This is a genomic window from Geobacillus thermoleovorans (genome assembly GCF_001610955.1).
Classification (GTDB): Bacteria; Bacillota; Bacilli; order Bacillales; family Anoxybacillaceae; genus Geobacillus; species Geobacillus thermoleovorans.
This window is the reverse complement of sequence record NZ_CP014335.1, coordinates 661,930-687,281: the sequence shown is the minus strand read 5'-3', so window position 1 is coordinate 687,281 and position 25,352 is coordinate 661,930. Positions and strand designations below refer to the sequence as shown.

Below are 25,352 nucleotides of genomic sequence, written 5' to 3'. Positions count from 1 at the left end.
CGCCTGCGAACATCAATTTATGAACACAGGCAACGAAGAGTGCCGCTATGATCTGATTATTCACTCGCCTGCTTCGAAAACATGACCCATAGTCATGTCCGCCCAAGGCGTTGCTTTTTTTGCTTTTTGCCGTCACATAGAAAGAAATCACAGCATCGACGGCGAATAAAAGAGATGGCATTTCTTTGACGGAGGTGTGTGAATGAACATCGGCCAAGAATATTTGCGAGTGGTGCGCGCACGCTTTGTTGACATGAAAAAGACCGCCGAACGGGCTATGGACCAATGTTCGGAGGAACAGCTGTTCCATTGCTTTCATGAGGAGGCAAACAGCATCGCCATCATTGTCAAACATATGAGCGGAAATATGGTGTCGCGCTGGACAGACTTTTTGTCGTCGGATGGGGAAAAACCGGACCGAAACCGCGATGATGAGTTTATCAACGACTTCCATACGCGCAAAGAAGTGCTGGCTTGCTGGGAAAAGGGGTGGTCTGCTTTCTTTCAGACGCTGAACGAACTGCAAGAAACGGATTTGTTGCGGACAGTCACGATCCGCGGCGAACCCCATTCCGTCATCGAAGCCATTGAGCGGCAAATGTACCATTATTCGTATCATATCGGGCAAATCGTCTATATCGCGAAACAGCTGAACGCAAACAACTGGAAAACACTGACCATACCAAGAAATCGAAAAACAACATAAGCAGCTTCTGATTCGAATGATCATGCAAACGCCATCCGCCCCTCAGAACCGTCAGTCGATAAAGGCGGATGGCTTTTTTTTGCAGCTTGGCGTTTCTCTACAATCATACCGATCTAAATCGTGGTCATCGTCTGGAAAGTTTCACAATGCCGACCAACAAACAAACCATCCCCACTCCCCACGCCAGCCCCGCCTTGCCAAGAAGGAGGGAGATTTCTTCAGATGACTGCACATGGGTAAGATCAAACTTGATTGCTCTCAATGCAAAGTAGGCGGCAATAGAGAACAGCAGAAAATGAGCAAAAATCCAATGCCATGCGGAACGACGCGGCCGGTCCTTCCGCCAAAGAAAAACAACCGTTATGATGGCGACCAACATCACGCCGGAAAAACCACCAATGAGCAAATCCATCACATCTTCTTCCATGGGCAAGTGTTTATGCATGTTTTCGACCCCTTTCATCAAGGTGAGGTAATATTTTATACTTCTCTTTCCATTCCCCCTCTTCCTTTTTCCAAATATTCAAACACTCATCACAATCATCTTCGAGCAGAGAGTTCATGCGTTATTCGGCAATAAGAAAAGGTGTCCTATCTCTTTTGGGACACTCATTTGATAAGTTCGAATTTTCGAACAAAATTGCCGAACATTTGGAGAAAATGGACGAAATCTTGGCACGCTTCCCCTATCAAATCTCTTTAGGAGCTGTTGAAGCATGTTTATTTCTTCCAACCGTTTATTCGCAAATTCTGAGGAAGTCGACTTTTCAAATTGAGAACTTGCTTGTTTTAAATGTTCTTTCACTTTATCACCCCCCCTCTTCTTCACCATTATTACTTGGCACGATTTTTGCGTTTCATAGTAGGCGAAACCAAAAAACTTTATAAGGAGATGGTGAGAAATGAAAGCCGCCGTTGTTCACAAATTCAAGCAAAAACTTCAAATTGAAGAAGTGGAGAAACCAAAACTAGGATATGGCGAAGTGCTTGTGAAAATTGAAGCTTGTGGCGTCTGCCATACCGATTTGCATGCGGCTCATGGGGATTGGCCGGTAAAACCGAAACTTCCACTTATTCCTGGTCATGAAGGGGTAGGAATTGTTGTTGAGATCGGTGAGGGAGTGAAATCAATCCAAATTGGCGACCGTGTTGGCATTCCATGGTTATACTCAGCATGCGGTGAATGTGAATATTGTTTAAGCGGTCAAGAAACACTTTGTCCACATCAATTAAACGGTGGATACTCTGTCGATGGCAGTTATGCAGAATATTGCAAAGCCCCGGCCAATTATGTCGCACGAATTCCTAAAAACCTCGATCCCGTACAAGTTGCTCCTATTCTTTGTGCTGGGGTCACAACGTATAAAGCATTAAAAGTTTCAAATGCCAAGCCTGGCGAATGGGTCGCTATTTATGGAATCGGGGGATTGGGCCATATTGCTCTTCAATATGCCAAGGCAATGGGATTAAATGTTGTTGCTGTTGATATCAGTGATGAAAAGGCAGAACTTGCGGCAAAGTTGGGTGCTGATATTACGATCAATGGATTGCAAGAAGACCCTGTAGCAGCCATTCGTGAAAAAGTAGGCGGAGTACAAGCGGCTATTAGCGTTGCTGTAACGAAAAAAGCGTTCGAACAAGCTTATCAATCCGTGCGACGCGGCGGCTGCCTTGTCATAGTTGGACTGCCTCACGATGAACTGCCGATTCCTATTTTTGACACTGTATTAAATGGCGTTACGATAAAAGGTTCGATCGTCGGTACACGAAAAGATATGCAAGAAGCTCTAGATTTCGCCGCACGCGGAAAAGTTCGCCCTATTGTGGAAGCGGTACCATTAGAAAAAATTAACGAAGTATTTGAACGGATGGAAAAAGGTCAAATCAATGGCCGCGTTGTTTTAACAATGTAACACAAAGCAGCAGAAGAACAACCCTAAATTTCCTAGAGGAACGATGGAAAATAGCGATTTTTTCGGCATTGTCTGTTTTTGGTTTAGGAGTGGATTGATATCATAAGGTTTCCCATTTTGAGAAATCGACCTGTTCCACCACAACGCCTATCATCTGCTTTCTAGAAAACATTACGGTGCCTATTATATCAAGCTCTTAGGGGACGATTCCCCCTCCCCTAAGAGCAGCTACTTTATAAGACGCAATGGCCATAAGAGTATATCTGAATGGAAAATAGCTTAATTTAAACATCTTTCTGAAACTTTATGACACAAGGAGAATGCAAATGATTTACAGCAAACCAGGCGAAAAAGATGCAAAAGTTCAATTCAAAACAAGATACGATAACTATATTAACGGAGAATGGATACTGCCTATTTCGGGTCGATATTTCCAAAATATTACACCCATAACAGGAGAAGTATTTTGTGAAGTAGCACGCTCGCAGGCTGAGGATATTGAATTGGCGTTAGATGCAGCACACGCGGCAAAAGAAGCTTGGGGAAAAACATCACCGGCTGACAGAGCGTTGATTTTAAATAAAATCGCTGATCGAATGGAAGAAAACTTAGAAATGTTAGCGGTTGCCGAAACATGGGATAACGGCAAACCAATCCGTGAAACATTAAACGCTGACCTTCCTTTAGCCATCGATCATTTTCGTTATTTCGCTGGAGCCATACGCGCTCAAGAAGGAACAATCAGCCAAATTGACGACGATACGATCGCGTACCATTTTTATGAACCACTCGGCGTTGTCGGGCAAATTATCCCATGGAATTTTCCATTATTGATGGCAGCATGGAAAATTGCTCCTGCGCTTGCTGCCGGAAACTGCATTGTGCTAAAACCAGCTGAACAAACTCCAGCATCGATTATGGTGCTTATGGAGTTGATTGGTGATCTGTTGCCGCCTGGAGTGCTCAATGTTGTCAACGGGTTCGGATTAGAAGCTGGCAAACCATTAGCTTCTAGTCCACGTATCGCCAAAATCGCATTTACCGGTGAAACAACGACAGGGCGGCTGATTATGCAGTACGCTTCACAAAATATTATTCCTGTTACACTGGAATTGGGCGGCAAATCCCCAAACATCTTCTTTCCTGATGTAATGGAAAAAGACGATGACTTTTTAGATAAAGCGATTGAAGGATTTGTCATGTTCGCTTTAAACCAGGGCGAGGTTTGTACGTGCCCTTCTCGTGCTCTCATCCATGAGTCCATTTATGACGAATTTATGGAGCGCGCTCTTGAACGCGTGAAAAAGATTCGAACAGGAAATCCACTTGATACAAGCACAATGATGGGAGCACAAGCTTCAGCAGAACAAATGGAAAAAATTCTTGCATACATTGATATTGGAAAACAAGAGGGCGCCGAATGCCTAATTGGCGGCGAAAAAAACATAATCCCTGGATTCGAAAACGGGTATTATATCAAGCCAACCGTATTTAAAGGACATAATAAAATGCGTATTTTCCAAGAAGAAATTTTCGGTCCAGTAGTCTCAGTGACAACATTTAAAGATGAACAGGAAGCTTTGGAGATCGCTAATGATACGTTGTACGGCCTTGGTGCCGGGGTATGGACGAGAAACATCAACTTGGCTTACCGTTTCGGAAGAGGCATTCAGGCAGGAAGAGTTTGGACAAATTGCTACCATGCTTATCCGGCCCATGCTGCTTTTGGAGGATATAAACAATCTGGGATCGGCCGTGAAACCCATCATATGATGTTAGCGCACTATCAACAAACGAAAAATTTACTCGTTAGCTACAATCCAAAACCATTAGGATTTTTCTGATCAATCAAGCAACAAAAAGCTGATCCGAAAGTCGTTTACGCTTTTGGATCAGCTCCTTTTTCTTTTAATAAATATCTCAATGTTCGTACGCTGATATTTAATCGCTCTGCTGCTTCTTTACGATTTCCTAACGTTTCTTTTAACATTTTCATTACAAAAGATCGGCCGATTTTAGTTTCTAGTTCTTTCACTGAAGATATTACTTGTTCAAGATCTAATCGATCACTGTTTTTCCATAGTGCTAGCACACCATTCATCCATTTTTGCAAATAAGCTTCTAAGTCTTCTACTTCATCTTTTGTACTTCGCTTGTTATTCGACACTTGCCCTAAATGCAACGGAACCTTAAGCTTCTCCGGCAAATAATCAACGGTGATCACCTCTGTTTCTCCTTCCGCTAGAGTTATCGCCCTTTTAACAACATTATACAATTCTCTCACATTCCCCGGCCAATGATACTGTTTCATACGGGAAATACAGTCCTCTGAAAACGATAGAGGTGTATTTAGTTTTTTTAAAAAATAATCAATCAAAATTGGAAGATCTTCGAGCCGCTCTCGAAGCGGAGGAATGGTAAGTTTCACAACATCTAATCTATATAATAAATCCTCTCTAAACGTCTTCTCCTCGACCGCTTTTGCCAGATTGACATGCGAAGCAGCAATAATGCGTGTATTCGTTTTGCGGATCGTTTCACCCCCGACGCGAATATACTCCCCTGTTTCTAGCACTCTTAACAGTTTTACTTGCGTCGCGAGAGACGCTTCTCCAATTTCATCTAAAAATAACGTGCCACGGTTAGCAATTTCAAAAATCCCCTTTTTCTCCTTTACCGCTCCTGTGAACGCTCCTTTTTCATGTCCAAACAATTCGCTTTCTAACAGTGTTTCCGAAACAGCGCCACAATTCACCCCAATAAAAGGCTGGTCATAGCGCATGCTCGCGTTGTGGATAAAATGAGCGAGCACTTCTTTTCCAGTCCCCGTCTCTCCTTCAATCAACACGTTCACATTTTTTTTCGCAATTTTATAAGCCAATTTAAGCAAATCATTCATCTCTTTATTTGTTCCAACAATGAAACCGAGCGTCTCAGCCAGCTTATACATATCATCTTGGGATGAAAGAGGACCATCACTTAATAATTCATCGATTAATCGCTCTAACTGTTCAATATCGTCAAACGGCTTTTCAATATAGGCGTTTGCTCCATGTTTAATCGCTTCAACCGCTGTCTTTACTGTGCTATAGCCTGTCATTACAACAGCTTTACAAGAAGGACATGAGCGTTTTAACTGTTTTAATAAATTTAAACCATTTGCATCTGGAAGTTTCACATCGATGAAAGCAAGATCAAACTTGTATTGTTGAATCAACTGAAAAAAATCTTCCCCACTAAATCCAAGCTTAACCTTGTTCCCTCTTCCTTCTAATAAATGTTGGAAAAACGTCCCAACTTCCCTTTCATCATCAATAACTAAAATATTCCCCACTCATCTCCCCCCTTATTTCTTTTTTGGAAGTTTTAATATAAACTCACTTCCTTTACCAAGTTCGCTGACCACCTCAATCGTTCCACCATGCGCCTCAGCAATCCCTAAACTGACAGACAGCCCAAGTCCGGTTCCCTTCCCTGGCCTCTTCGTTGTAAAAAATGGATTAAAAATCTCCTGTAAATATTGTTCTTCTATTCCTTTTCCGTTGTCACGAACCGATAGAACAACCCAATGCTCTCCAGCTTCAACGATCGACTTTGTTTCTATAACAATGATTTTCTCTGGAATATCTATCTCTTCAAGCGCATCTTTAGCATTTATTAATAAATTTAAAACTATTTGGCTTATCTGTTGTACGTTTCCCTCAATCAATTCAATGGAAACGTCTAATCTTTTTTGAATAATAATATTTTGTTTACAAATTTGATCACCAATTAACCCTAATACTTGTTCAACGGCATCATTTATAGAACAGTCCTCGAATCTATATTCATCTTGCCTTGAAAATGTTAATAAATTTTGAATAATAGTTTTACAACGCTTCCCGCATGAATAAATATCAAATAGCAGTTTATATATACGATCATCTTTTGAAAAAGACCTCAACAACAGTTGGGCATTGCCAAGAATGGCGGTGAGAGGGTTATTCAATTCGTGCGCAATTCCAGCAGCCATTTCCCCAATTGCAGCTAACTTTCCTGATTGAACAAGTTGGGCTTCAATCTGCAATTTTTCAGTAATGTCATTGAGATACATAATAACAGCATACATATTTTGTTTTTCATTTAAGACGGGATAAGAACGCAATTCACATACCCGCTGTTGGATGTGAATACGCCGATGAACAGGTTTTTTTGTTTCTAAAATTTCCACGATCGGGCTTTCCTTCGGATTGATTGATAACAATTTACATATATCCTTTTTATACAAGTCACCTTGAAAAAATTCGTTAGCTGCATCGTTATATCGCAAAACATTCCCTTCTAGGTCGATGAGGAATATCATTTCTGAAACAGCACGGAACGTTTCTTCCCATTCTTTTTTACTGGTAAGTACTTCATTATAAAGACGGGCATTTTCAATGCAAACTGCCAGTTGGTCGCAAAATTGCTGAAAAAAGGACAGATCATCTTCATCATACACCACTTTTTCCTTGCTTCCTATACTCAGTACCCCGATCACCTTCCCTTTGCTAATAAGGGGGATCAATAACACACTGCGAATTCCCAAGGCGTTATATACAGCTACTTCGACATACAAATCTTCGTCCTCTTCTATTTGATAAAAAATTTTTTCGAGCGATTGTATGACTTGCCAATAGAGCGATCGCTCTTTTGGCAAAACAAAACCAATAGGAACTGTAGATGAGCATTTTTCATTACAATAATTTCCATGGTTAGAGAGACAAACAGGGTACCCCTTACGCGATACGGAGCTGTTTTTTGATCACATCAATGGGAATATCTTGCTTTGCAGCGTCATAAATGAACTCGACGACGCTGTGGTCTTTCCGCGACCGAAGAAGCTCCAGCCCGGTGGAGAGGTTTTGTCGGGATTCGGCGATGCTGTACACGCAGGCCAACAGCACCACCGCCCAATACCGTTTCACCGCCCGAATGTGGCGAACGCGGTATCCATCCAGCTTCAGTTGATCTTTCGCCTGCCGGAAAAAGCACTCGATCGTCCAGCGCTGGGCGTAGTAACGCAAGATGTCTTCGTCCCCGAGTTCCCGGTCGGTGCTCAAGATGCAATGAAGATGTTCCGGCGCCATCGGCTGATCCGCCTTCCAAGCCAGCAGCACCACCGCGTCATCGAGGCCATGGATGGCCCCCTCATAGCGATACACGCGATAACGCTCCTGCCCCACCGTGACGAGGCGGGTGTCTTTGGACTCGATATAGCGGGCGAACTGCTTGGCTTGGATGGCGATGCCTTTCGGGTAGAGAATCCGGTTCGTCTTGAGCATCGCGATGACATGGAATCCCTGTTTCAAGCAGGCTTCAATGAGCTTTTTGGACGGATACCACGAATCCATGAGCACATACACCGGCTGAGCCCGCTTCACCTTGAGCGAGGAAAGCATCTCGATCGCCAGGTCGATCTTGCTTTTTCCCGCTTTCTTGTCATACAGGCGGAACGCAAATGGGAACGCCTGCGTGAAGGTGTGCACCATCAGCCAAACGAGCGAATGCCCCCAGACCGATTGATGATCTTTATGCGAGTAGTGCCAGTCGCACCCTTGAATGGCGTGCGCAGCCCGTGACGAAGGCTTCGTTTTTTGGCAAATCGTATCATCAATCGAAACAAAAAGGGGTTGATTCTTCCGTTTGGCCAGTCGTTCGACCTGGGAAAGGATCCACTCTTGAAGCTTCCCAAGCAGCCTTTCCTCGTTCCAAGGGCTTTTCGTGAAAAAGTGACTGAGCGTCGTTCGATGATTCGGATGAAAGCTCCAGTAATGAATATCAGTCAATGTTCCCGAGAATCCCTTGGTGGTCAAGGCATCGACAATATGAATGAGATGCTTGATGACCGGTTTGGAAAGCTGCAGCGTCAACCCCAGCGTGAAGAAAAACTTGTGGATTCCTTGGTGATGTGCTAATCTATTCATGAGACATGAACCTCCTTGTGGATAGTTGGTGGTACATCTATTCTAACCAAGGAATCGGGTTCATGTCTCCTTTTTTGTTTAGTTGTCAATTTATGTCAGTGAATTTGCTCATCTACAGTAGGAAAATACAAAGAGTGAGCGGGATATACATTTGTTAACACTAATTTATGATTTTCACATAACGATAAGCTGATTCGTTCCACTGGAAAAATTGTTTTCAATTTATCTATACTATTTTTTAACATTTCATCCATTGACATATCAATATTAAAACTTTTGGTAATATCGTTAATAATCTCCAACTGCATATTTTTCTTTTTTAACTCTATCACCATCTTTTTTAATTCTGTGTAATAACTTTTTTTCGAAGATTGAACTCCTGTTAAAAGGCTAATGAGCTGTTGCCGGTCATTCATTTTGTTTACCACGCCTTTCTGAATATTCCTTCAATTTCTTCTACAGTGATATCACGAGGGTTGGTGATCATACATGCGTCATGAAAGGCAACCAAACTCATTTTCCGTATTTCTTCTTGTTTCACTCCTATATCAGATAATCGCTGTGGCACCCCAATATCCTCTGCCAATTGTTTTACATATTCAATTGTTTTTCTTCCCGCTTCCATATAAGACATGCCACGAGTATCCATTCCGAGAAAACAAGCAATATCAGCAAATTTTTTCGGATTCGCCAACAGATTGAACTCCATCACATGCGGAAGCAATATAGAGTTTATATCCCCATGAAGAAGAGGATACCTTCCCCCGACAGCATGGGACATTGCATGAACAGCGCCTAAAATCGCGTTAGAAAAAGCCAATCCTGCCTGCAAACTCGCCATTGCCATATTGGTTTTTGCCTCTTGGTTGATTTTAGAGGCGACAGAAGGGCGCAAATATTTTCCTACTAAAGAAATAGCGTTTTGAGCTTGAACGTCTGTAAGCGGTGTAGCTGCTAGACTTACATACGCCTCAATGCCATGCGTTAAAACATCTAATCCTGTTGAGGCAGTTAAATGAGCGCTTTTTGTCGACAATGTTTCTGGATCAATAATTGCAATATCAGGAATAAGAGATCGGGAAATGATCGTCATCTTTTTTTTCTCTTTTGTATTAACAATAACAGAAAATTGGGATACTTCTGATCCTGACCCTGCTGTTGTTGGAACCATCACTTGAGGAGGAAGGGGCAATTGAATTTTATCCACTCCCTCATATTCATGAATTTGTCCCCCGTTTGTAGCAAGAATGGCGACAGCCTTTGCGGCATCAATAGAACTGCCTCCACCGATTCCAATGATAGCATCGCATTCATTCTCAAGATATGCTTCACAGCCTTTTTTTACTTCTTCGTCCTTTGGATTTATTGTTACATCACAAAATGTCGTGTATTTTAATCCTACTTGCCTGCAACTCTTAATGACAACATCGAGCCAACCAGCTTCCGTAACACCTGGATCGCTGACAATCAACACATTTGTCGCACCAAGCCTTAGACAACTTTCCCCTACTTGATGAATGGAACCGTTACCAAAAATCACTTCGGGCATCACGAACTTATGAATGTTCATCCTCGTGCCCCCTTATTGGCCATCTGCATTTTATTGCTCAACAACCTTATGTTTTAAGCACTCATTCGACATCCCGGATGAGAAATCCTCCTGATTTTCTGCAGGAGAAGGAGAAATGAGAAAGCGAGCGCCAACCCTCGTGAATGAAGGCGTACGCTCGCTTCGCCGATAGAACGCTGCTTCGTTTGTTTATTTTTGCTGCATCTTAAACTCCAAAAACAGCTCGTTGTAGTAGGCGAGCATGTGTTTTCCTAAGTTTTCGTACACTTCGAGATGCCTCGCTGAATCCAAATCGGGGTAAAAGCGCCGATCGGCCGCGATGTCTTTTGGCAAATAGCGAAGCGCCGCGCGATTCGGCGTCGAATAGCCGACATACTCGGCGTTTTGCGCCGCGTGTTTCGGGTCGAGCATAAAATTGATAAACGCGTGCGCTCCTTCGATGTTTTTCGCTGTTTTCGGAATGACCATGTTGTCAAACCATAGGTTGGATCCTTCTTTCGGCACGACATAGTCGAGCTTGTCGTTTTCGGCGATGATTTCCGCCGCATCACCCGACCAAACGACGCCAATGGCCGCCTCTTCATTCGCGAGAAGCAGCTTGATTTCATCGCCGACAATCGCCTTCACATTCGGCATGAGTCGATCGAGTTTCCGCTTTGCTTCTTGCAAATGGGCTTTGTTCGTATCGTTAAGCGAATAGCCGAGGCTGTTTAACGCCATCCCCATCACTTCGCGCGCTCCGTCGACAAGCAAAATTTGATTGCGCAAGTTCGGATCCCATAAGTCGTTCCAGCTTGTGATGGTCTTGCCGCCAAGCATCTCGCGGTTGTAGACGATGCCGACCGTTCCCCAAAAATACGGCACTGAATACCGGTTGTGCGGGTCAAACGGCAAGTTGAGGAACCGCGGTTCGATATATTGTAAATTCGGCAGCTTGTCGTGATCGAGCGGCAACAGCAAGTTTTCCTCGATCATTTTGCTGATGGCGTAATCGGATGGAACGGCGACGTCAAACGTCGCCCCGCCTTGGGCGATTTTCGCCATCATCGCCTCATTGGAATCAAACGTTTGGTAAATCACTTTCCACCCTGTCTCTTTTTCAAATTCGCGAACGAGCGCGGGGTCAATGTAATCGCCCCAGTTGTAGACCGTCACCGTTTTGCCTCCGCCGTACCCTTCCGCTTCGTTCAGCCGATGAGTGACAAACATCAGGACGAACGCGGCGATGAACACGGCCGCAAATCCTTGGACAAGCCGTCTCACCTACTTTCGCCCCCCTATCCCGTACAAGCGGCCGCCTTTTTGGCTGAGCACGTAATAGCCGATGACGAGCAGCATGGTAAATAAAAACAGAAGCGTCGACAATGCGTTGATCGACAAGGAAATGCCTTGGCGCGCCCGCGAATAAATTTCCACGGACAGCGTCGAGAACCCATTTCCCGTGACAAAAAAGGTCACGGCAAAGTCATCGAGCGAATACGTGAGCGCCATGAAAAAGCCCGCCCATATGCTCGGAGCCAAAAACGGCAGCACCACACCGGACAGCACTTGCCAATGACTGGCTCCTAAATCTCTAGCCGCATCAATCAGCGTCGGGCTCATTTCTTCCAGTTTCGGCAGCACCATCAACACGACAATCGGCACGCTGAACGCGATATGAGACAACAGCACGGACGTAAAGCCGAGCTTGATGCCAGCGATTGTAAACAGCAGCAAAAACGAAGCGCCGATGATGACATCGGGGCTGACGATCAGCACGTTGTTGAGGGCGAGAAGAGCGTTTTTCGTCCGTTGCCGCTTGACATAGTAAACGGCGAGCGCCCCGATGACCCCAAGTATCGTCGCAACCGCCGCCGACAGCAGCGCGACGACGATTGTATTCAAAACGATGATGAGCAAGCGGTCGTCGGACAGCACGTCGCGGTACCACTTGAGCGTGAACGATTGAAAATCGTGCATCGCCCCGCCGCTGTTGAAGGAATAATACATCAAATACACAATCGGCATATACATCACGGCAAACACGACTAACAAGTACACACGTCCCCATGCCTGCATCCGTTTCATCGGCTTCCCTCTTTTCTTCCGCTTCCTGTCAGGATGACGATGACCGCCATCGCGATCATTAACACAACAGCGATCGTCGCCCCCATTCCCCAGTTTTGGGTGACAAGAAAATGCTGCTCAATGGCGGTGCCGAGCGTAATGACGCGGTTGCCAGCGACAAGGCGCGTAATCATAAACAACGACAACGACGGGATGAACACCGCTTGGCAGCCGGCCTTCACCCCACTAAGCGTGAGCGGGAAAACGACGCGGCGGAACGTCGTCCACGCTGAAGCGCCTAAATCGCGGGCGGCATCGACAAGCGATGGCGGCAGCTCCTCCAGCGCGTTGAAAATCGGCAGCACCATAAACGGAATAAAAATGTACACCGACACAAACACAAAACTGAAATCGGTAAACAACAGCTGCCGCGCTCCAATGCCAAGCGTCTGCAACAGGGCGTTGGCCAGCCCGTACGTGCCGAGCAGCCCTAAAAACGCATACACCTTCAGCAGCAAATTCACCCACATCGGCAAGATGAGCAACAACAGCCATAACTGCTTGTGCCTCGTCTTTGTCAGCCAATAGGCGGTCGGATAGCCAATCAACAGCGACACAAGAGTAATCAAAAACGCGTACCAAAACGAATACGCCATCATTTTTAAATAAATGGGCGTCAACACGTTTTCATAATTCGCCACCGTCCAATGTCCGTCTATATCCAAAAACGATTCATATAATAAAAAGACGATCGGAGCGATGACAAACAACACCAACCAAATGCCATAAGGGATTAAATACCAGTTTCGCCACGCCCGTTCCGTCATGCGCCCTCATCCTCCCTTTCGACTCGCATGACGTGAATCGCTTCCGGTTCAAAACGGAGGCCGACCGTTTCCCCGACTTCCGCCTTTTTCGTCGAATGGACAAGCCATTCGTTGCCGTTTTCGTCATAGCCGCAAATTTCATAATGGACACCGCGGAATAAGAGCGAATCGACGCGGATGACGATCTGCCCGTCTTCCGGCGCCGCGAGCTCCAAATCTTCCGGGCGGATGACGACATCGACCGGTTCGTTTGGCGCGAAGCCGCGGTCAACACACGCAAACTGTTTGCCGGCAAATTCGACGAGGAAATCGTCGATCATGCGCCCCGACAAAATGTTCGATTCCCCGATGAAATCGGCGACGAATCGGTTGATGGGCTCGTCGTAAATGTCTTTCGGCGTCCCGAACTGCTGAATTTTCCCTTTATTCAGAACAAAAATGTAATCGGACATCGCCAGCGCTTCTTCTTGGTCATGCGTGACAAAAATAAACGTAATGCCCAATCGACGTTGGAGCTCACGCAATTCATACTGCATTTCCGTGCGCAATTTCAAATCCAAGGCTGACAGCGGTTCATCCAAGAGCAACACCTCAGGTTCATTGACAATCGCCCGGGCAATGGCGACGCGCTGGCGTTGGCCGCCGGACATCTCTTGAATGCGGCGGCGCTCATAGCCTTCCAAGTTGACAAACCGGAGCGCTTCGCTCACTTTTTGGCGGATGTCCGCTTCTTTCATCTTTTTCACGCGCAAGCCAAATGCCACGTTTTCAAACACATCGAGGTGAGGAAACAACGCATAGTCTTGAAAGACAGTGTTGACTTGCCGTTTGTTCGGCGGGACGTTTTGAATCGGCTTCCCGTGGAAATAAATCGTTCCTTCCGTCGGTTCGATAAACCCGGCAATCAGCCGCAAAATCGTCGTCTTCCCGCACCCTGACGGGCCAAGCAGCGTATAAAACTTCCCGCGCTCCATCGCAAAACTGACGTCATCCAATACGACCGTTCCGTCGTATTCCTTCGTCACTCGCTCGAAGCGGATGATCTCTTCCCCGTTCACTTCCAGCCCCCCGTCTTCTTCATCTCCATCATTCCTAATTAGAACATAGAGACAATGAAAGTGCAATGACAAAACGATCGTTGAACGGTCTTCCCACCCATGCCAATGCTTAAGAAGCGAAAAATGGTCGATGATGCAATTGATAAGGCAACATACCGCCCGTTTTCCTCTCTTACAAGACATAATCAAGGTATTGAAAAATAAATCCAATTAAAAATCTAATATTTTTGCCTCTATCGGCTCAAACGTTTCTATGTGAACATGGTAAAAACCAATTTTTTCTATTATAATATATCTATGAATTCTGTTAGGGAGGAATGAAATTGAAAAGCATCAAACCCGGCCGCGGTCCGTCGATGCAAGGACTCTTCGGCAGCATCGCCGCTGTGTTGTTCGGCATCTTTTGGATGGTGATGGCATTCTCCATCACCGCGGACTCGCCGTTTCCCGCCGCCCGCTTTTTTCCGTTTTTCGGCCTTGTCGTCATCGCCATCGGCGTATTTCAAGCGTTTTACCATTACAAAAATGCGACGGGAAAACAACGCATGTCCTTATTGGACATTGTCGACAGCGAGGAAGAGCCCGACCCGCTGAACGTCCGATTTGGAAGCCATAAACAGCCAAACAAGCATTGCCCTCATTGCGGCGGGCATGTGCAGCACAATTTCCAATTTTGCCCCCAATGTGGAAAAGAGCTTCTCCGTTGATCCGAGAAATTCTTTTTTGAAATTTCCTCGCTTCACCGTATTGAATAATTTCGAAAAATACATTAAATTATATAGTAATCATCAAAACGCTGCCGCACAATTGCATACGGACATTCTTATCAAGAGAGGGGGAGGGACTGGCCCGGTGAACCCTCAGCAACCTGGCCCGCGGCCAAGGTGCTAAATCCAGACAGGCGGAAGCCTGGAAGATAAGAAGAAGCGAATGAAAAGTCTTCTTCTTATAGAAGGCTTTTTTCTTTTACTACGGAGAAACGGGGGAATCGAACGTGGGATTGCTGGATAAGTTGAAAGAGCGCATTCTCATCGCCGACGGGGCGATGGGAACGCTTTTATATTCGCACGGCATTGACCGTTGTTTTGAAGAATTGAATCTATCCAATCCAGATGAAATCGTCCATATTCATGAAGCGTATATCGCCGCGGGCGCCGACGTCATTCAGACGAATACATACGGCGCCAACTATGTGAAACTCGCCCGCTACGGCCTTGAAGATGAGGTGCCGGCCATCAACCGCGCGGCGGTGCGGCTCGCCAGGCAAGCGGCGAACGGGCGGGCGTACGTGCTCGGGACGATCGGGGGGCTGCGCACGTTAAACAAAAGCGTCGTCACGCTCGAAGAAGTGAAACGGACGTTTCGCGAGCAGCTGTTTGTCCTGCTGGCTGAAGGAGTCGACGGCGTGCTGCTCGAGACGTATTACGATTTGGAAGAGTTGGAGACGGTGCTTGCCATCGCCCGCAAAGAGACCGACTTGCCGATTATCGCTCACGTCTCGCTCCATGAAGTCGGCGTCTTGCAAGATGGCACGCCGCTCGCGGACGCCCTTGCCCGCCTAGAGGCGCTCGGGGCCGATGTCGTCGGACTGAACTGTCGTCTCGGTCCATATCATATGCTTCGGTCGCTCGAGGAAGTGCCGCTGCCGAAGCAGGCATTTTTGTCGGCGTATCCGAACGCGAGCCTCCCGGATTACCGCGATGGCCGGCTTGTCTATGAGACGAACGCTGAATATTTCGAGGAAACAGCCAAAGCGTTCCGCGACCAAGGGGTGCGCTTGATCGGCGGGTGCTGCGGCACGACGCCGAAGCATATCGCAGCGATGGCAAAAGCGCTCTCCGACCGAACGCCGGTGACGGAAAAAACGGTGAAACGGCGCGCGGTGTCTGTATCAGTGCAAGCGGATCGGCCCGCCCCATCTCCCCTTCCCGAGCTTGCCCGCACGCGCCGCTCGGTCATTGTGGAGCTGGATCCGCCGAAAAAATTGGGGATTGACAAGTTTCTTGCTGGGGCGAAAGCGCTCCATGACGCCGGCATCGATGCGCTGACGTTGGCCGACAACTCGCTCGCCACGCCGCGCATCAGCAACGCCGCTGTCGCCACGATCATCAAGGAGCAGCTCGGCATCCGCCCGCTTGTGCATATTACATGCCGCGATCGCAATTTGATCGGCTTGCAGTCGCATTTGATGGGCTTGCATACGCTCGGCATCACCGACGTGCTCGCCATTACCGGCGACCCGTCGAAAATCGGCGACTTCCCAGGAGCAACGTCGGTGTATGATTTATCATCGTTCGATTTGATCCGCTTGATCCGCCAGTTTAACGAAGGGCTGTCGTACTCGGGCAAACCGCTTGGGCAAAAAACGAACTTCTCGATCGGCGCTGCGTTCAACCCGAACGTCCGCCATTTGGATAAAGCAGTTGAGCGAATGGAGAAAAAAATTCAATGCGGCGCCCACTATTTCTTGACCCAGCCGATTTACTCGGAAGAGAAAATCGTTGAAGTGCACGAAGCGACCAAGCATCTTGACACGCCGATTTACATCGGCATTATGCCACTTGTGAGCGCGCGCAACGCCGACTTTTTGCATCATGAAGTGCCGGGCATTACGCTCTCTGACGAGATTCGCGCCCGCATGGCGGCGTGCGGCGGCGACCCGGTGCAAGCAGCCAAGGAAGGCATCGCTATCGCCAAATCGCTCATTGACGCTGCGTTTGATTTGTTTAACGGCATTTATTTGATCACGCCGTTCTTGCGCTACGACATGACGGTCGAGCTTGTCCGCTACATTCACGAAAAAGAAGCGGCCGCCAAAGAAAGGAAGGTTGTTCATGGCTAACGTCACCTTAGAACAGCAACTGCAAAGAAAAATTCTTGTCATCGATGGCGCCATGGGCACGATGATCCAAAGCGCCAACCTATCGGCCGCCGACTTTGGCGGCGAGGCGTATGAAGGGTGCAACGAATATTTGACCCTCACCGCCCCGCATGTCATCCGCCGCATTCATGAAGCGTACCTAGAAGCCGGTGCTGATATCATTGAAACGAACACGTTCGGAGCGACACGCATCGTGCTTGACGAATATGGCCTCGGTCATTTGGCGCTTGAGCTGAACATCGAAGCGGCCAAACTCGCCAAACAAACGGCTGAGTCGTTCTCCACCCCGGACTGGCCGCGCTTTGTCGCCGGTTCGATGGGGCCGACGACGAAAACGTTGTCGGTGACCGGCGGCGCAACGTTTGAAGAACTCGTCGCCGCCTACGAAGAACAAGCGCGCGGACTGCTCTTAGGAGGCGTCGACCTTCTCCTACTCGAGACGTGCCAAGATACGCTGAATGTCAAAGCCGGTTTTCTCGGCATTTCGAAGGCGTTTGAAGCGGTCGGCCGCCGCGTGCCGCTCATGATTTCCGGCACGATCGAACCGATGGGCACGACGCTCGCCGGGCAGGCGATCGATGCGTTTTTCATCTCGGTGCGCCATATGAAGCCGATCGCCGTCGGCTTAAACTGCGCAACCGGTCCGGAGTTTATGACCGACCATTTGCGCACGCTCGCCTCGCTCGCTGACACGGCGGTCAGCTGCTACCCGAACGCCGGTCTGCCGGATGAGGAAGGCCACTATCATGAAACGCCGAATATGCTGGCAGAGAAAATCCGCCGCTTTGCCGAAAAGGGATGGATCAACATCGTCGGCGGGTGTTGCGGCACGACGCCGGATCATATCCGCGCCATTGCCGAAGCGGTGCGTGATCTCCCGCCGCGGGCGATTCCGTCTTCGTTTGATGTCCACGCCGTTTCCGGCATCGAGGCGCTCATCTATGATGAAACGATGCGTCCGCTCTTTGTCGGCGAGCGGACAAACGTGATCGGCTCGCGCAAATTCAAGCGCCTCATCGCCGAAGGGAAATACGAAGAAGCGGCGGAAATCGCCCGCGCCCAAGTGAAAAGCGGCGCCCATGTCATCGACATTTGCCTCGCCGACCCAGACCGCGACGAACTCCATGACATGGAGCAGTTCGTCCGCGAAGTCGTGAAAAAAGTGAAAGTGCCGCTTGTCATCGATTCAACCGACGAGCGCGTCATTGAACGCGCCCTCACCTATTCGCAAGGAAAAGCGATCATTAACTCGATCAACTTGGAAGACGGCGAGGAGCGCTTTGCCAATGTCGTGCCGCTGCTACACCGCTACGGCGCCGCCGTTGTGGTCGGGACGATCGATGAACAAGGGATGGCGGTCACCGCCGAACGAAAGCTCGAGATCGCCTTGCGTTCGTATGACTTGCTCGTGAACCGCTACGGCGTGCCTGAGCGCGACATCATTTTCGACCCGCTCGTCTTCCCGGTCGGCACCGGCGATGAGCAATACATCGGTGCGGCGAAAGAAACGATCGAAGGGATCCGCCTCATTAAAGAGCGGCTGCCTCATTGCTTAACGATGCTCGGCATCAGCAACGTCTCGTTCGGCTTGCCGCCGGCCGGGCGCGAAGTGCTGAACTCGGTCTTTTTGTACCATTGCACGCAAGCCGGGCTCGATTACGCCATTGTCAACACCGAGAAGCTCGAGCGGTTCGCTTCGATTCCGGAAGAAGAAGTGCGAATGGCCGAGGCGCTTCTTTTTGACACAAACGACGAAACATTAAACGCCTTTATCGAATTTTACCGAAGCAAAATCACCGCCGCCAAACCGGCGCAGACGAACTTGAGCTTGGAAGAGCGGCTCGCCCGCTACGTTATTGAAGGGTCGAAAGACGGGCTCATTCCCGATTTGGAAAAGGCGCTTGAGACCTACTCCGATCCGCTGTCCATCATCAACGGTCCGCTCATGGCCGGCATGGATGAAGTCGGGCGGCTGTTCAACAACAACCAGCTCATCGTCGCTGAAGTATTGCAAAGCGCGGAAGTGATGAAAGCAGCGGTCGCCTTTTTAGAGCCGTATATGGAAAAGAAAGAAGGAAGCACAAAAGGAAAAGTCATTCTCGCCACCGTCAAAGGCGATGTGCATGACATCGGCAAAAACTTGGTCGACATCATTCTAAGCAACAACGGCTACGAGGTGATCGACCTCGGCATTAAAGTCGCCCCGCAACAACTCATTGAAGCGGTGCGCGAACATCAGCCGGACATTATCGGGTTGTCGGGCTTGCTTGTGAAATCGGCTCAACAGATGGTCGTCACCGCCCAAGACTTGCGCCAAGCGGGCATCTCGACCCCGATTTTAGTCGGCGGCGCCGCCTTGACGCGCAAATTTACGGAAAACAAAATCGCGCCCGAGTACGACGGCGTTGTCTTGTACGCGAAAGACGCCATGGACGGGCTTGCCCTTGCCAACCAAATCCAGCAGGGCGAGATTGACTACAAGAAAAAAGAAACGGCCGAAAGCGAGCCAACGCGGCAAACGACGGTGGTCACAGCGGTTAAATCGACCGTCTCGACCGACGTTCCCGTCTACATCCCGGCCGATCTCGAGCGCCACGTGCTAAAAAATGTGCCGCTTGACCACGTGTTGCCGTACGTCAACTGGCAAATGGTGCTCGGCCACCACCTCGGCTTGAAAGGAAAAGTGAAACGGCTGCTTGAAGAGAAAGACGAAAAAGCGTTGGCGTTAAAAGCGGTCGTCGACGAACTCGTCGCCAAAGCGAAAGAGCATGGCTGGATTCAGCCCGCCGGCGTCTACCGCTTCTTCCCGGCGCAAAGCGACGGCAACCGGGTTTACATTTACGATCCGACTGACGGCAAAACAGTGCTCGAGATGTTCGACTTTCCGCGCCAACCGCGGGCGCCGTATCTTTGCCTCGCCGATTATTTGAAATCGAAAGAAAGCGGTGAAATGGATTACGTCGGCTTGTTCGCCGTCACCGCCGGGCATGGCGTCCGCGAACTCGCCCAGCGCTGGAAGGAAGAAGGCGAATTTTTGAAAAGCCATGCCATCCAAGCGTTGGCGCTCGAGATCGCCGAAGGATTCGCCGAGCGCATCCATCAAATTATGCGCGACCGTTGGGGCTTCCCGGACGACCCGGATTTCACAATGGAAGAGCGCTTTGCCGCCAAATACCAAGGCCAGCGCTACTCGTTCGGCTACCCGGCCTGTCCGAACTTGGAAGACCAAGAGAAACTGTTCCGCCTGCTTCATCCGGAAGATGTCGGCATCCGCCTCACCGACGGCTATATGATGGAGCCCGAAGCATCGGTTTCGGCGATCGTCTTCGCCCATCCGGAAGCGCGTTATTTCAATGTGTTATAAGCAGGAAACGAGCTGGCCGAATCGGCCGGCTCGTTTGTCGTTTTTCTTTGAATGCTCCACCCGAACGATATACAGTCACTTTTTTGTTTTTATTTGTTCACGATTCTCCAACTTTTTCAGCCATTCTTCTTTCGCTTGTCTACGAATACTCTTCCAATCCATCGGAGAACGGTCTCCTTTGGGAGGCATACTCCCAAATAACGAAATCAACTGATCTTCCTTTTTGATCATTCATCATCCCCTCCTTCATACTTAGGGAAAACATCATGTTTCAGTTCACTGACAAGGTGCTGAGGCCCGTCATTCCCACGAAATTTGCGATCTTGAGCTAAATGGACGGCAAGGAAACTGAGTTCTCCTCTTGACTCACCATATTTTTCATCATAGATGTCCACCTGACACATAATTCCCCTCCTCCGTCCCATACTAATGATGACAATACATATCCAAGGAGGAGCAAATATGGTCACGAAGCAACAAACGACGCTGCCGCCGCAACACCAGACGCGCCAGCCGGGCCTGCAAACGGAGATGAACCCGCAGCCGATCACCATCAAAGACACCTATAAAGGAAGCGGCAAGCTCGAAAACAGAGTCGCCATCATCAGCGGCGGCGACAGCGGCATCGGCCGGGCGGTCGCCGTCCATTTCGCCAAAGAAGGGGCCGATGTCGCCATTTTGTATTTGAACGAACACGAGGACGCCGAGGAAACAAAACGGCTTGTCGAACAGGAAGGAAAACGGTGCTTGGCCATCGCCGGCGACATCGGCGATGAAACGTTTTGCAAAGAGGCGGTGAAACAAACAATCAAAGCGTTCGGCAAGCTCGATATCGTCGTCAATAACGCCGCTGAACAGCACCCACAGCCGAACTTTCTCAACATCACCGCCGCGCAGCTGGAAAAAACGTTTCGCACGAACGTATTCGGCTACTTTTTCCTAACGAAAGCGGCGCTCCCGCACTTAAAAAACGGAAGCGCCATTATCAACACCGCTTCGGTCACCGCCTACGAAGGAAACGAACAGCTCATCGACTACTCGGCGACAAAAGGCGCAATCGTCGCGTTCACCCGCTCGCTCGCCAAAGCGCTCGTTGGGCAAGGCATCCGCGTCAATGGCGTCGCCCCAGGCCCGATTTGGACGCCGCTCATCCCCTCCACCTTTCAAAGTGAGCAAGTCGCCGCATTCGGCGCCAACACCCCGATGAAACGGCCCGGCCAGCCGAGCGAAGTCGCCCCGTGCTACGTCTTTTTGGCGAGCGACGAATCGTCGTACATGACCGGGCAAATGCTTCATGTAAATGGCGGCAAGTTCATCAGCGATTGACCGCGGCAGCCGCTGGCGCCGAACTTTTTTAATAAAATCACGTTACCTTTTCTAACAAAAATATGGCGTGATTGTAAAAAAATGAGTACGATAAAGCTACGATGTTCCTCTACTTCTTTACAAGGTGCCCCTCTTCTCTCACCCCACCCCGGAATAGGGGCGGGGTTTTTTGTCACATAACAAGCAGCCAATCCGGTTCAGACAAGTACGTTTGACATTCATTTAAGGCGTGTTGAGCCATCATCCCATCAATAAGACGGTGATCGTAAGTAAGAGACAGCGGCATCACAGAAGCAATCTCAATCGAATCATCGACGACCACCGGTTTTTTCTCAACTTTCCCGATTCCTAAAAGACAAGACTGTGGATAATGAATAATCGGCGTGAACCACGAACCATTGGCCGAGCCGATGTTCGAAACCGTGCATGTCCCTCCGCTCATCTCCACCGCTTGAATCGTTCCCGCTCTCGCCTTCGCCGTCAATTCTTCAATTTCTTTCGCAATTTGGAACAACGATTTTTGATCCGCATCACGAATCACCGGGACGAGCAATCCACGGTCAGTGTCAACCGCAAACCCAATGTGAATGAATTCGTGAATGACGATTTCTTCTCGTTCCTCATCAAGCGAAGCGTTGAGCATTGGATACTTTTTCAACACCGCCGCCAGTGCTTTTACCACATAGGCTAAATAGGTCAGTTTCACCCCTTGTTGCTCAGCTAGCGGTTTGATCCGTCGGCGATGTTGAAAAAGACGGGTCGCATCGGCCTCGCCAAAATGGGTGACTTGCGGAATGGTCCGCATTGACCGCACCATCGCTTGGGCGATAGCCTTGCGGATGCCTGTCAGCGGCACTCGGCGCACTTTTTCCCGGCTTTCCTGCTTCTTGACAATCTCAACACTAGCAGCAGCCTCATCGGTTGCTTTTTGCTGCCGAACCGACAGTGCTGCTTCAATATCGCTTTTCAATATTCTTCCGTTCTTTCCGCTTGGAGTGATTTCCTCTAAAGACACGTTCTGCTCGCGGGCAAACTTTCGCACTGACGGGGCAGCCACGAATGTTTTTTGAGGAGTCCTTTGTTTTCCCGCGCTCGCCGCACGACGAATATCCTCTTCCGTGATTTTGCCGTTCGCCCCCGTCGGTGTGACCGTACTCCAATCGACGCCAAGCTCCTTGGCCAGTTTTTTTACGCGTGGGGTGATCTTGATCTCTGTCTGCGGATCTCCGCCGTCCGGAGCAAACGTTTCGACGGCAATGACGGCCAGTACTTCGCCGACCTTGGCCGTATCCCCTCGTTTCTTTTTGATCTCTTTTACTGTTCCTGACTCGGGAGCGTGAATTTCTGAAACGGCCTTTTCTGTTTGCACTTCCACCAGCGTGGCTCCTTTTTCCACCGCATCTCCTTCGGAAACGTGCCAAAACGTAATGAAACTTTCATCGTGGGAATCGGATAGTTTGGGCAATGTCACTTCGACAACCATAAGCTGCCTCCCTTGGAACGAACTTCTCCTTATTCATTGACGAGTTGGATCGCCTCACGGAAAATTTTATCGGCATTTGGCAATACAAATTGTTCAAGCGGACGGCTATAAGGAATTGGCACATCCGGAACCGCAATCCGCTTCACCGGCGCCTCCAAATCATACAAACAATGTTCAGCGGCAATCGCGGCAATTTCCGCCGTCATCCCGTACGACAGATAGTCTTCATCAACAACAAGCAAGCGGTGTGTCTTTTTAACCGATTGAATGATCGTCTCTTTGTCCAATGGGACAAGAGAGCGCAAATCGATCACTTCCGCTTGAATGCCTTGTTGTTCAAGTCTTTTGGCCGCTTCGAGCGCCTGATGCACTGACATTTGAATACCGACAATGGTGATATCCGTTCCCTCGCGCACAATATTTGCTTTCCCAAGCGGCACAGTATACGCCTCTTCCGGTACATGCCCAACCGAAGCATCAAGCTGATCCATCCAGCCGAGCCCTTGCAAGGTTTTATGGAACATAAAGACAACAGGGTTATCATCGCGAATAGCGGAAATCATCATCCCTTTTAAATCATATGGCGTCGACGGAGCGACGACTTTCATCCCAGGAAGATGGGCAAAGGTGGCGTACAACGTTTGCGAGTGCTGGGCGGCATCGCTGTAACCGCCTCCCACCGCCGTCATCAATACCATTGGCAGTTTCACCCTGCCGCCGGACATGTACGGAATTTTCGCCATATGGTTGTAAATTTGGTCCATACAAACCCCAAAAAAGTCGACAAACATCAGCTCCACGATCGGCCGCATTCCTTCCGCAGCGGCGCCGATGGCAGCACCGATGAACGCGGTCTCAGAAATCGGCGTATCGATGACCCGTTCCGGTCCAAACTTTTGGAACAATCCCTCTGTCGCTCCAAAAATCCCACCGTATACTCCGACATCTTCTCCCATCACAAAGACGTTCGGATCTCTCTCCATCTCAAGGCGAATCGCTTCAGCCAGCGCCTTATTTCCCGTTAACAGCCGCTGTTTTGTTTGTTGCATATGGCAAAACTCCTTTCTCCTATGAAATTAGACAAACACATCTTCCAATGCCTCTTCCGGCTTGGGATAATCGCTTTCTCTCGCAAACGCGTACGCCTGATCGACCTCAAATGTCGCTTTGTTTTCCAGCTGTGCAATCGTCTCCTCTGTTACCCCACATTCATTCAATAAATAGTTGCGAAGGCGAATAATGGGGTCTTTTTGGCGAAGCAACGTCACTTCATTTTTATCCCGGTATACTTCCGGATCGCCTTGGAAATGTCCTAAATAACGGTATGTTTCAATCTCAATAATCGACGGCCCTTGTCCAGTTCTTGCACGTTCAACCGCTTCTTTCGATACGTTGTACATATCAATCGGGTCGTTGTCTTTGACATAATATCCTTTAATGCCATAGGCGGCAGCCCGTACATCATTCGAGGGAACCGCTGTAGACGCCGTTTTCGGCACAGAAATTCCATATTGATTGTTTTCAATGACAACAATGAATGGCAGTTTCCATAATGCCGCCATATTTAACGATTCATGAAACGCCCCTTGATTGGCGGCTCCTTCGCCGATAAACGCAACCGCCACCCAATCCGTCCCCTTTTTCTTGGCCGCCAGCGCCGCGCCAAGGGCATGAGGAATCCCAGCCCCAACGATCCCGCCGCAGGAAAATTTGACGTCAGGATCAAACAAATGCATATGGCCGCCCTTTCCTTTTCCCAGTCCAGTGGCTTTTCCGAAAATCTCTGCTGTCATCCGGTTCAAATCCACCCCTTTGGCAATCGCATGGTGATGCGGACGGTGAGGGGCAGTCACCGTATCTTCCTTTTTCAAGTGAACACACATCCCAGCCGCAGCCGGTTCTTGTCCAGTGGCCAAATGCATTTCCCCTGGCACCGGCCCCGCGCCGATATTAAACACAGGAGATTTCCCTTCGGCATACGCCTCCGCCATTTTGTCTTCATAGCAGCGAATTTTGTACATCGTTTCGTACATCCAAAGAAGATGATCCTTGGAAATGGCCAACTTTCTCTCCTCCTTCACTTGATTGGTACCGCTTTCATCATTTCTATAAAGCAAAAATCGTTCCAACGCTTGTTTCCTTTTCTTCGTCCGCCAAATTGTTTATCCAAAGCCGCCTTTTTGATCCAACCTAAACAAAAACAGCGACAAAGTGTTTCATTTTGTTTCACTTT

General features: G+C 48.7%; 21 protein-coding genes, 2 pseudogenes and 1 riboswitch. Of the genes and pseudogenes, 7 read left to right on the top strand and 16 right to left on the bottom strand.

Annotated elements, in window-relative coordinates; translation table 11 throughout:
• Positions 1-202 precede the first annotated feature (202 nt).
• Positions 203-706, top strand: a complete 504-nt coding sequence (locus GT3570_RS03515; RefSeq protein WP_011230237.1) for a DUF1572 domain-containing protein — start codon at positions 203-205, stop codon at positions 704-706.
• Positions 707-830: 124 nt separating this feature from the next.
• Here GT3570_RS03515 and GT3570_RS03510 read toward each other — a convergent pair whose 3' ends face one another.
• Together GT3570_RS03510 and GT3570_RS18400 are read right to left on the bottom strand one after the other, a co-directional pair.
• Complete coding sequence (locus GT3570_RS03510) at positions 831-1,151, bottom strand: hypothetical protein (protein ID WP_062898450.1); 321 nt, start codon at positions 1,149-1,151, stop codon at positions 831-833.
• A 114-nt stretch (positions 1,152-1,265) separates the two neighbouring features.
• Complete coding sequence (locus GT3570_RS18400; RefSeq protein WP_128082655.1) at positions 1,266-1,511, bottom strand: phospholipase D-like domain-containing protein; 246 nt, start codon at positions 1,509-1,511, stop codon at positions 1,266-1,268.
• A gap of 97 nt (positions 1,512-1,608) precedes the next feature.
• Here GT3570_RS18400 and adhP point away from each other — a divergent pair, with 97 nt between their 5' ends.
• Together adhP and adh are read left to right on the top strand one after the other, a co-directional pair.
• Positions 1,609-2,619 (top strand): alcohol dehydrogenase AdhP, encoded by a 1,011-nt coding sequence (gene adhP, locus GT3570_RS03505; RefSeq protein WP_011230234.1) that lies wholly within the window; start codon positions 1,609-1,611, stop codon positions 2,617-2,619.
• Between the two features lie 326 nt (positions 2,620-2,945).
• Positions 2,946-4,463 carry an aldehyde dehydrogenase gene (gene adh / locus GT3570_RS03500; protein ID WP_062898449.1) on the top strand — a complete coding sequence of 506 codons (1,518 nt, stop codon included), beginning with the start codon at positions 2,946-2,948 and terminating at the stop codon, positions 4,461-4,463.
• Positions 4,464-4,498: 35 nt separating this feature from the next.
• Here the strand turns inward: adh and GT3570_RS03495 are convergent, their stop codons facing one another.
• From GT3570_RS03495 to GT3570_RS03455, 9 genes and pseudogenes are all read right to left on the bottom strand, one after another.
• Positions 4,499-5,953, bottom strand: coding sequence for a sigma-54-dependent transcriptional regulator (locus GT3570_RS03495; protein WP_062898448.1), 1,455 nt, complete (start codon positions 5,951-5,953; stop codon positions 4,499-4,501).
• 12 nt (positions 5,954-5,965) lie between these two features.
• A pseudogene (locus GT3570_RS03490) lies at positions 5,966-7,312 on the bottom strand (ATP-binding protein); the annotation flags it as partial.
• A gap of 64 nt (positions 7,313-7,376) precedes the next feature.
• Positions 7,377-8,564, bottom strand: coding sequence for an IS701 family transposase (locus tag GT3570_RS03485; RefSeq protein WP_015864904.1), 1,188 nt, complete (start codon positions 8,562-8,564; stop codon positions 7,377-7,379).
• A 119-nt stretch (positions 8,565-8,683) separates the two neighbouring features.
• Positions 8,684-8,980: pseudogene (locus tag GT3570_RS03480) on the bottom strand (histidine kinase); the annotation flags it as partial.
• A gap of 5 nt (positions 8,981-8,985) precedes the next feature.
• A complete protein-coding gene (locus GT3570_RS03475; RefSeq protein WP_011230230.1) occupies positions 8,986-10,134 on the bottom strand; it encodes an iron-containing alcohol dehydrogenase in 1,149 nt (382 codons plus the stop codon).
• 189 nt (positions 10,135-10,323) lie between these two features.
• The gene (locus tag GT3570_RS03470; RefSeq protein ID WP_404811328.1) at positions 10,324-11,343 is read right to left on the bottom strand and encodes an ABC transporter substrate-binding protein; all 1,020 of its coding nucleotides are present in this window, start codon (positions 11,341-11,343) and stop codon (positions 10,324-10,326) included.
• A gap of 54 nt (positions 11,344-11,397) precedes the next feature.
• Entirely contained in the window at positions 11,398-12,201 is an 804-nt protein-coding gene (locus tag GT3570_RS03465; RefSeq protein ID WP_011230228.1) for an ABC transporter permease, read from the bottom strand.
• Entirely contained in the window at positions 12,198-13,007 is an 810-nt protein-coding gene (locus tag GT3570_RS03460) for an ABC transporter permease (RefSeq protein WP_062898445.1), read from the bottom strand. Before GT3570_RS03460 ends, GT3570_RS03465 begins: the two co-directional genes overlap by 4 nt.
• Positions 13,004-14,065: an ABC transporter ATP-binding protein gene (locus GT3570_RS03455; protein ID WP_011230226.1), complete on the bottom strand. Its 1,062-nt coding sequence runs from the start codon at positions 14,063-14,065 to the stop codon at positions 13,004-13,006. Before GT3570_RS03455 ends, GT3570_RS03460 begins: the two co-directional genes overlap by 4 nt.
• A gap of 323 nt (positions 14,066-14,388) precedes the next feature.
• On the opposite strand from GT3570_RS03455, the gene GT3570_RS03450 reads away from it, so the two are divergent.
• The 3 genes from GT3570_RS03450 (at position 14,389) to metH (ending at position 20,310) form a co-directional block, all read left to right on the top strand.
• Positions 14,389-14,772, top strand: coding sequence for a DUF7577 domain-containing protein (locus GT3570_RS03450; RefSeq protein WP_011230221.1), 384 nt, complete (start codon positions 14,389-14,391; stop codon positions 14,770-14,772).
• A gap of 113 nt (positions 14,773-14,885) precedes the next feature.
• Positions 14,886-14,988, top strand: a riboswitch (SAM riboswitch).
• A gap of 71 nt (positions 14,989-15,059) precedes the next feature.
• Positions 15,060-16,907, top strand: a complete 1,848-nt coding sequence (locus tag GT3570_RS03445) for a bifunctional homocysteine S-methyltransferase/methylenetetrahydrofolate reductase (protein WP_014195053.1) — start codon at positions 15,060-15,062, stop codon at positions 16,905-16,907.
• Positions 16,900-20,310, top strand: coding sequence for a methionine synthase (metH, locus tag GT3570_RS03440; RefSeq protein ID WP_023633938.1), 3,411 nt, complete (start codon positions 16,900-16,902; stop codon positions 20,308-20,310). Before GT3570_RS03445 ends, metH begins: the two co-directional genes overlap by 8 nt.
• Positions 20,311-20,385: 75 nt before the next feature.
• On the opposite strand, the gene GT3570_RS18655 is transcribed toward metH, so the two are convergent.
• The gene (locus GT3570_RS18655) at positions 20,386-20,541 is read right to left on the bottom strand and encodes a hypothetical protein (protein ID WP_011230218.1); all 156 of its coding nucleotides are present in this window, start codon (positions 20,539-20,541) and stop codon (positions 20,386-20,388) included.
• Positions 20,538-20,714, bottom strand: a complete 177-nt coding sequence (locus tag GT3570_RS18650) for a hypothetical protein (protein WP_014195051.1) — start codon at positions 20,712-20,714, stop codon at positions 20,538-20,540. The genes GT3570_RS18655 and GT3570_RS18650 overlap by 4 nt, the downstream gene beginning before the upstream one ends.
• A gap of 58 nt (positions 20,715-20,772) precedes the next feature.
• Between GT3570_RS18650 and GT3570_RS03435 the strand changes: the two genes are divergently transcribed.
• Positions 20,773-21,636, top strand: coding sequence for an SDR family oxidoreductase (locus GT3570_RS03435; RefSeq protein ID WP_023633939.1), 864 nt, complete (start codon positions 20,773-20,775; stop codon positions 21,634-21,636).
• Positions 21,637-21,808: 172 nt separating this feature from the next.
• Here GT3570_RS03435 and GT3570_RS03430 read toward each other — a convergent pair whose 3' ends face one another.
• From GT3570_RS03430 to GT3570_RS03420, 3 genes are read right to left on the bottom strand one after another with little or no spacing between them, the layout of a single operon-like run.
• The gene (locus tag GT3570_RS03430) at positions 21,809-23,119 is read right to left on the bottom strand and encodes a dihydrolipoamide acetyltransferase family protein (protein ID WP_062898444.1); all 1,311 of its coding nucleotides are present in this window, start codon (positions 23,117-23,119) and stop codon (positions 21,809-21,811) included.
• Between the two features lie 29 nt (positions 23,120-23,148).
• Positions 23,149-24,168, bottom strand: coding sequence for an alpha-ketoacid dehydrogenase subunit beta (locus tag GT3570_RS03425; protein WP_021322535.1), 1,020 nt, complete (start codon positions 24,166-24,168; stop codon positions 23,149-23,151).
• Between the two features lie 27 nt (positions 24,169-24,195).
• Positions 24,196-25,182, bottom strand: a complete 987-nt coding sequence (locus GT3570_RS03420; protein ID WP_021322534.1) for a thiamine pyrophosphate-dependent dehydrogenase E1 component subunit alpha — start codon at positions 25,180-25,182, stop codon at positions 24,196-24,198.
• Positions 25,183-25,352 lie beyond the last annotated feature (170 nt).

Excerpts from the sequence above, each read along its gene's own strand:
- GT3570_RS03510 (WP_062898450.1), bottom strand. The coding sequence starts at position 1,151 with ATGCATAAACACTTGCCCATGGAAGAAGATGTGATGGATTTGCTCATT.
- GT3570_RS03485 (WP_015864904.1), bottom strand. The coding sequence starts at position 8,564 with ATGAATAGATTAGCACATCACCAAGGAATCCACAAGTTTTTCTTCACG.
- GT3570_RS18655 (WP_011230218.1), bottom strand. The coding sequence starts at position 20,541 with ATGATCAAAAAGGAAGATCAGTTGATTTCGTTATTTGGGAGTATGCCT.
- GT3570_RS03435 (WP_023633939.1), top strand. The coding sequence starts at position 20,773 with ATGGTCACGAAGCAACAAACGACGCTGCCGCCGCAACACCAGACGCGC.
- GT3570_RS03515 (WP_011230237.1), top strand. The coding sequence starts at position 203 with ATGAACATCGGCCAAGAATATTTGCGAGTGGTGCGCGCACGCTTTGTT.
- GT3570_RS03465 (WP_011230228.1), bottom strand. The coding sequence starts at position 12,201 with ATGAAACGGATGCAGGCATGGGGACGTGTGTACTTGTTAGTCGTGTTT.
- adhP (WP_011230234.1), top strand. The coding sequence starts at position 1,609 with ATGAAAGCCGCCGTTGTTCACAAATTCAAGCAAAAACTTCAAATTGAA.
- GT3570_RS03475 (WP_011230230.1), bottom strand. The coding sequence starts at position 10,134 with ATGAACATTCATAAGTTCGTGATGCCCGAAGTGATTTTTGGTAACGGT.
- GT3570_RS03470 (WP_404811328.1), bottom strand. The coding sequence starts at position 11,343 with ATGTTTGTCACTCATCGGCTGAACGAAGCGGAAGGGTACGGCGGAGGC.
- metH (WP_023633938.1), top strand. The coding sequence starts at position 16,900 with ATGGCTAACGTCACCTTAGAACAGCAACTGCAAAGAAAAATTCTTGTC.
- GT3570_RS03430 (WP_062898444.1), bottom strand. The coding sequence starts at position 23,119 with ATGGTTGTCGAAGTGACATTGCCCAAACTATCCGATTCCCACGATGAA.
- GT3570_RS18650 (WP_014195051.1), bottom strand. The coding sequence starts at position 20,714 with ATGTGTCAGGTGGACATCTATGATGAAAAATATGGTGAGTCAAGAGGA.
- adh (WP_062898449.1), top strand. The coding sequence starts at position 2,946 with ATGATTTACAGCAAACCAGGCGAAAAAGATGCAAAAGTTCAATTCAAA.
- GT3570_RS03425 (WP_021322535.1), bottom strand. The coding sequence starts at position 24,168 with ATGCAACAAACAAAACAGCGGCTGTTAACGGGAAATAAGGCGCTGGCT.
- GT3570_RS03460 (WP_062898445.1), bottom strand. The coding sequence starts at position 13,007 with ATGACGGAACGGGCGTGGCGAAACTGGTATTTAATCCCTTATGGCATT.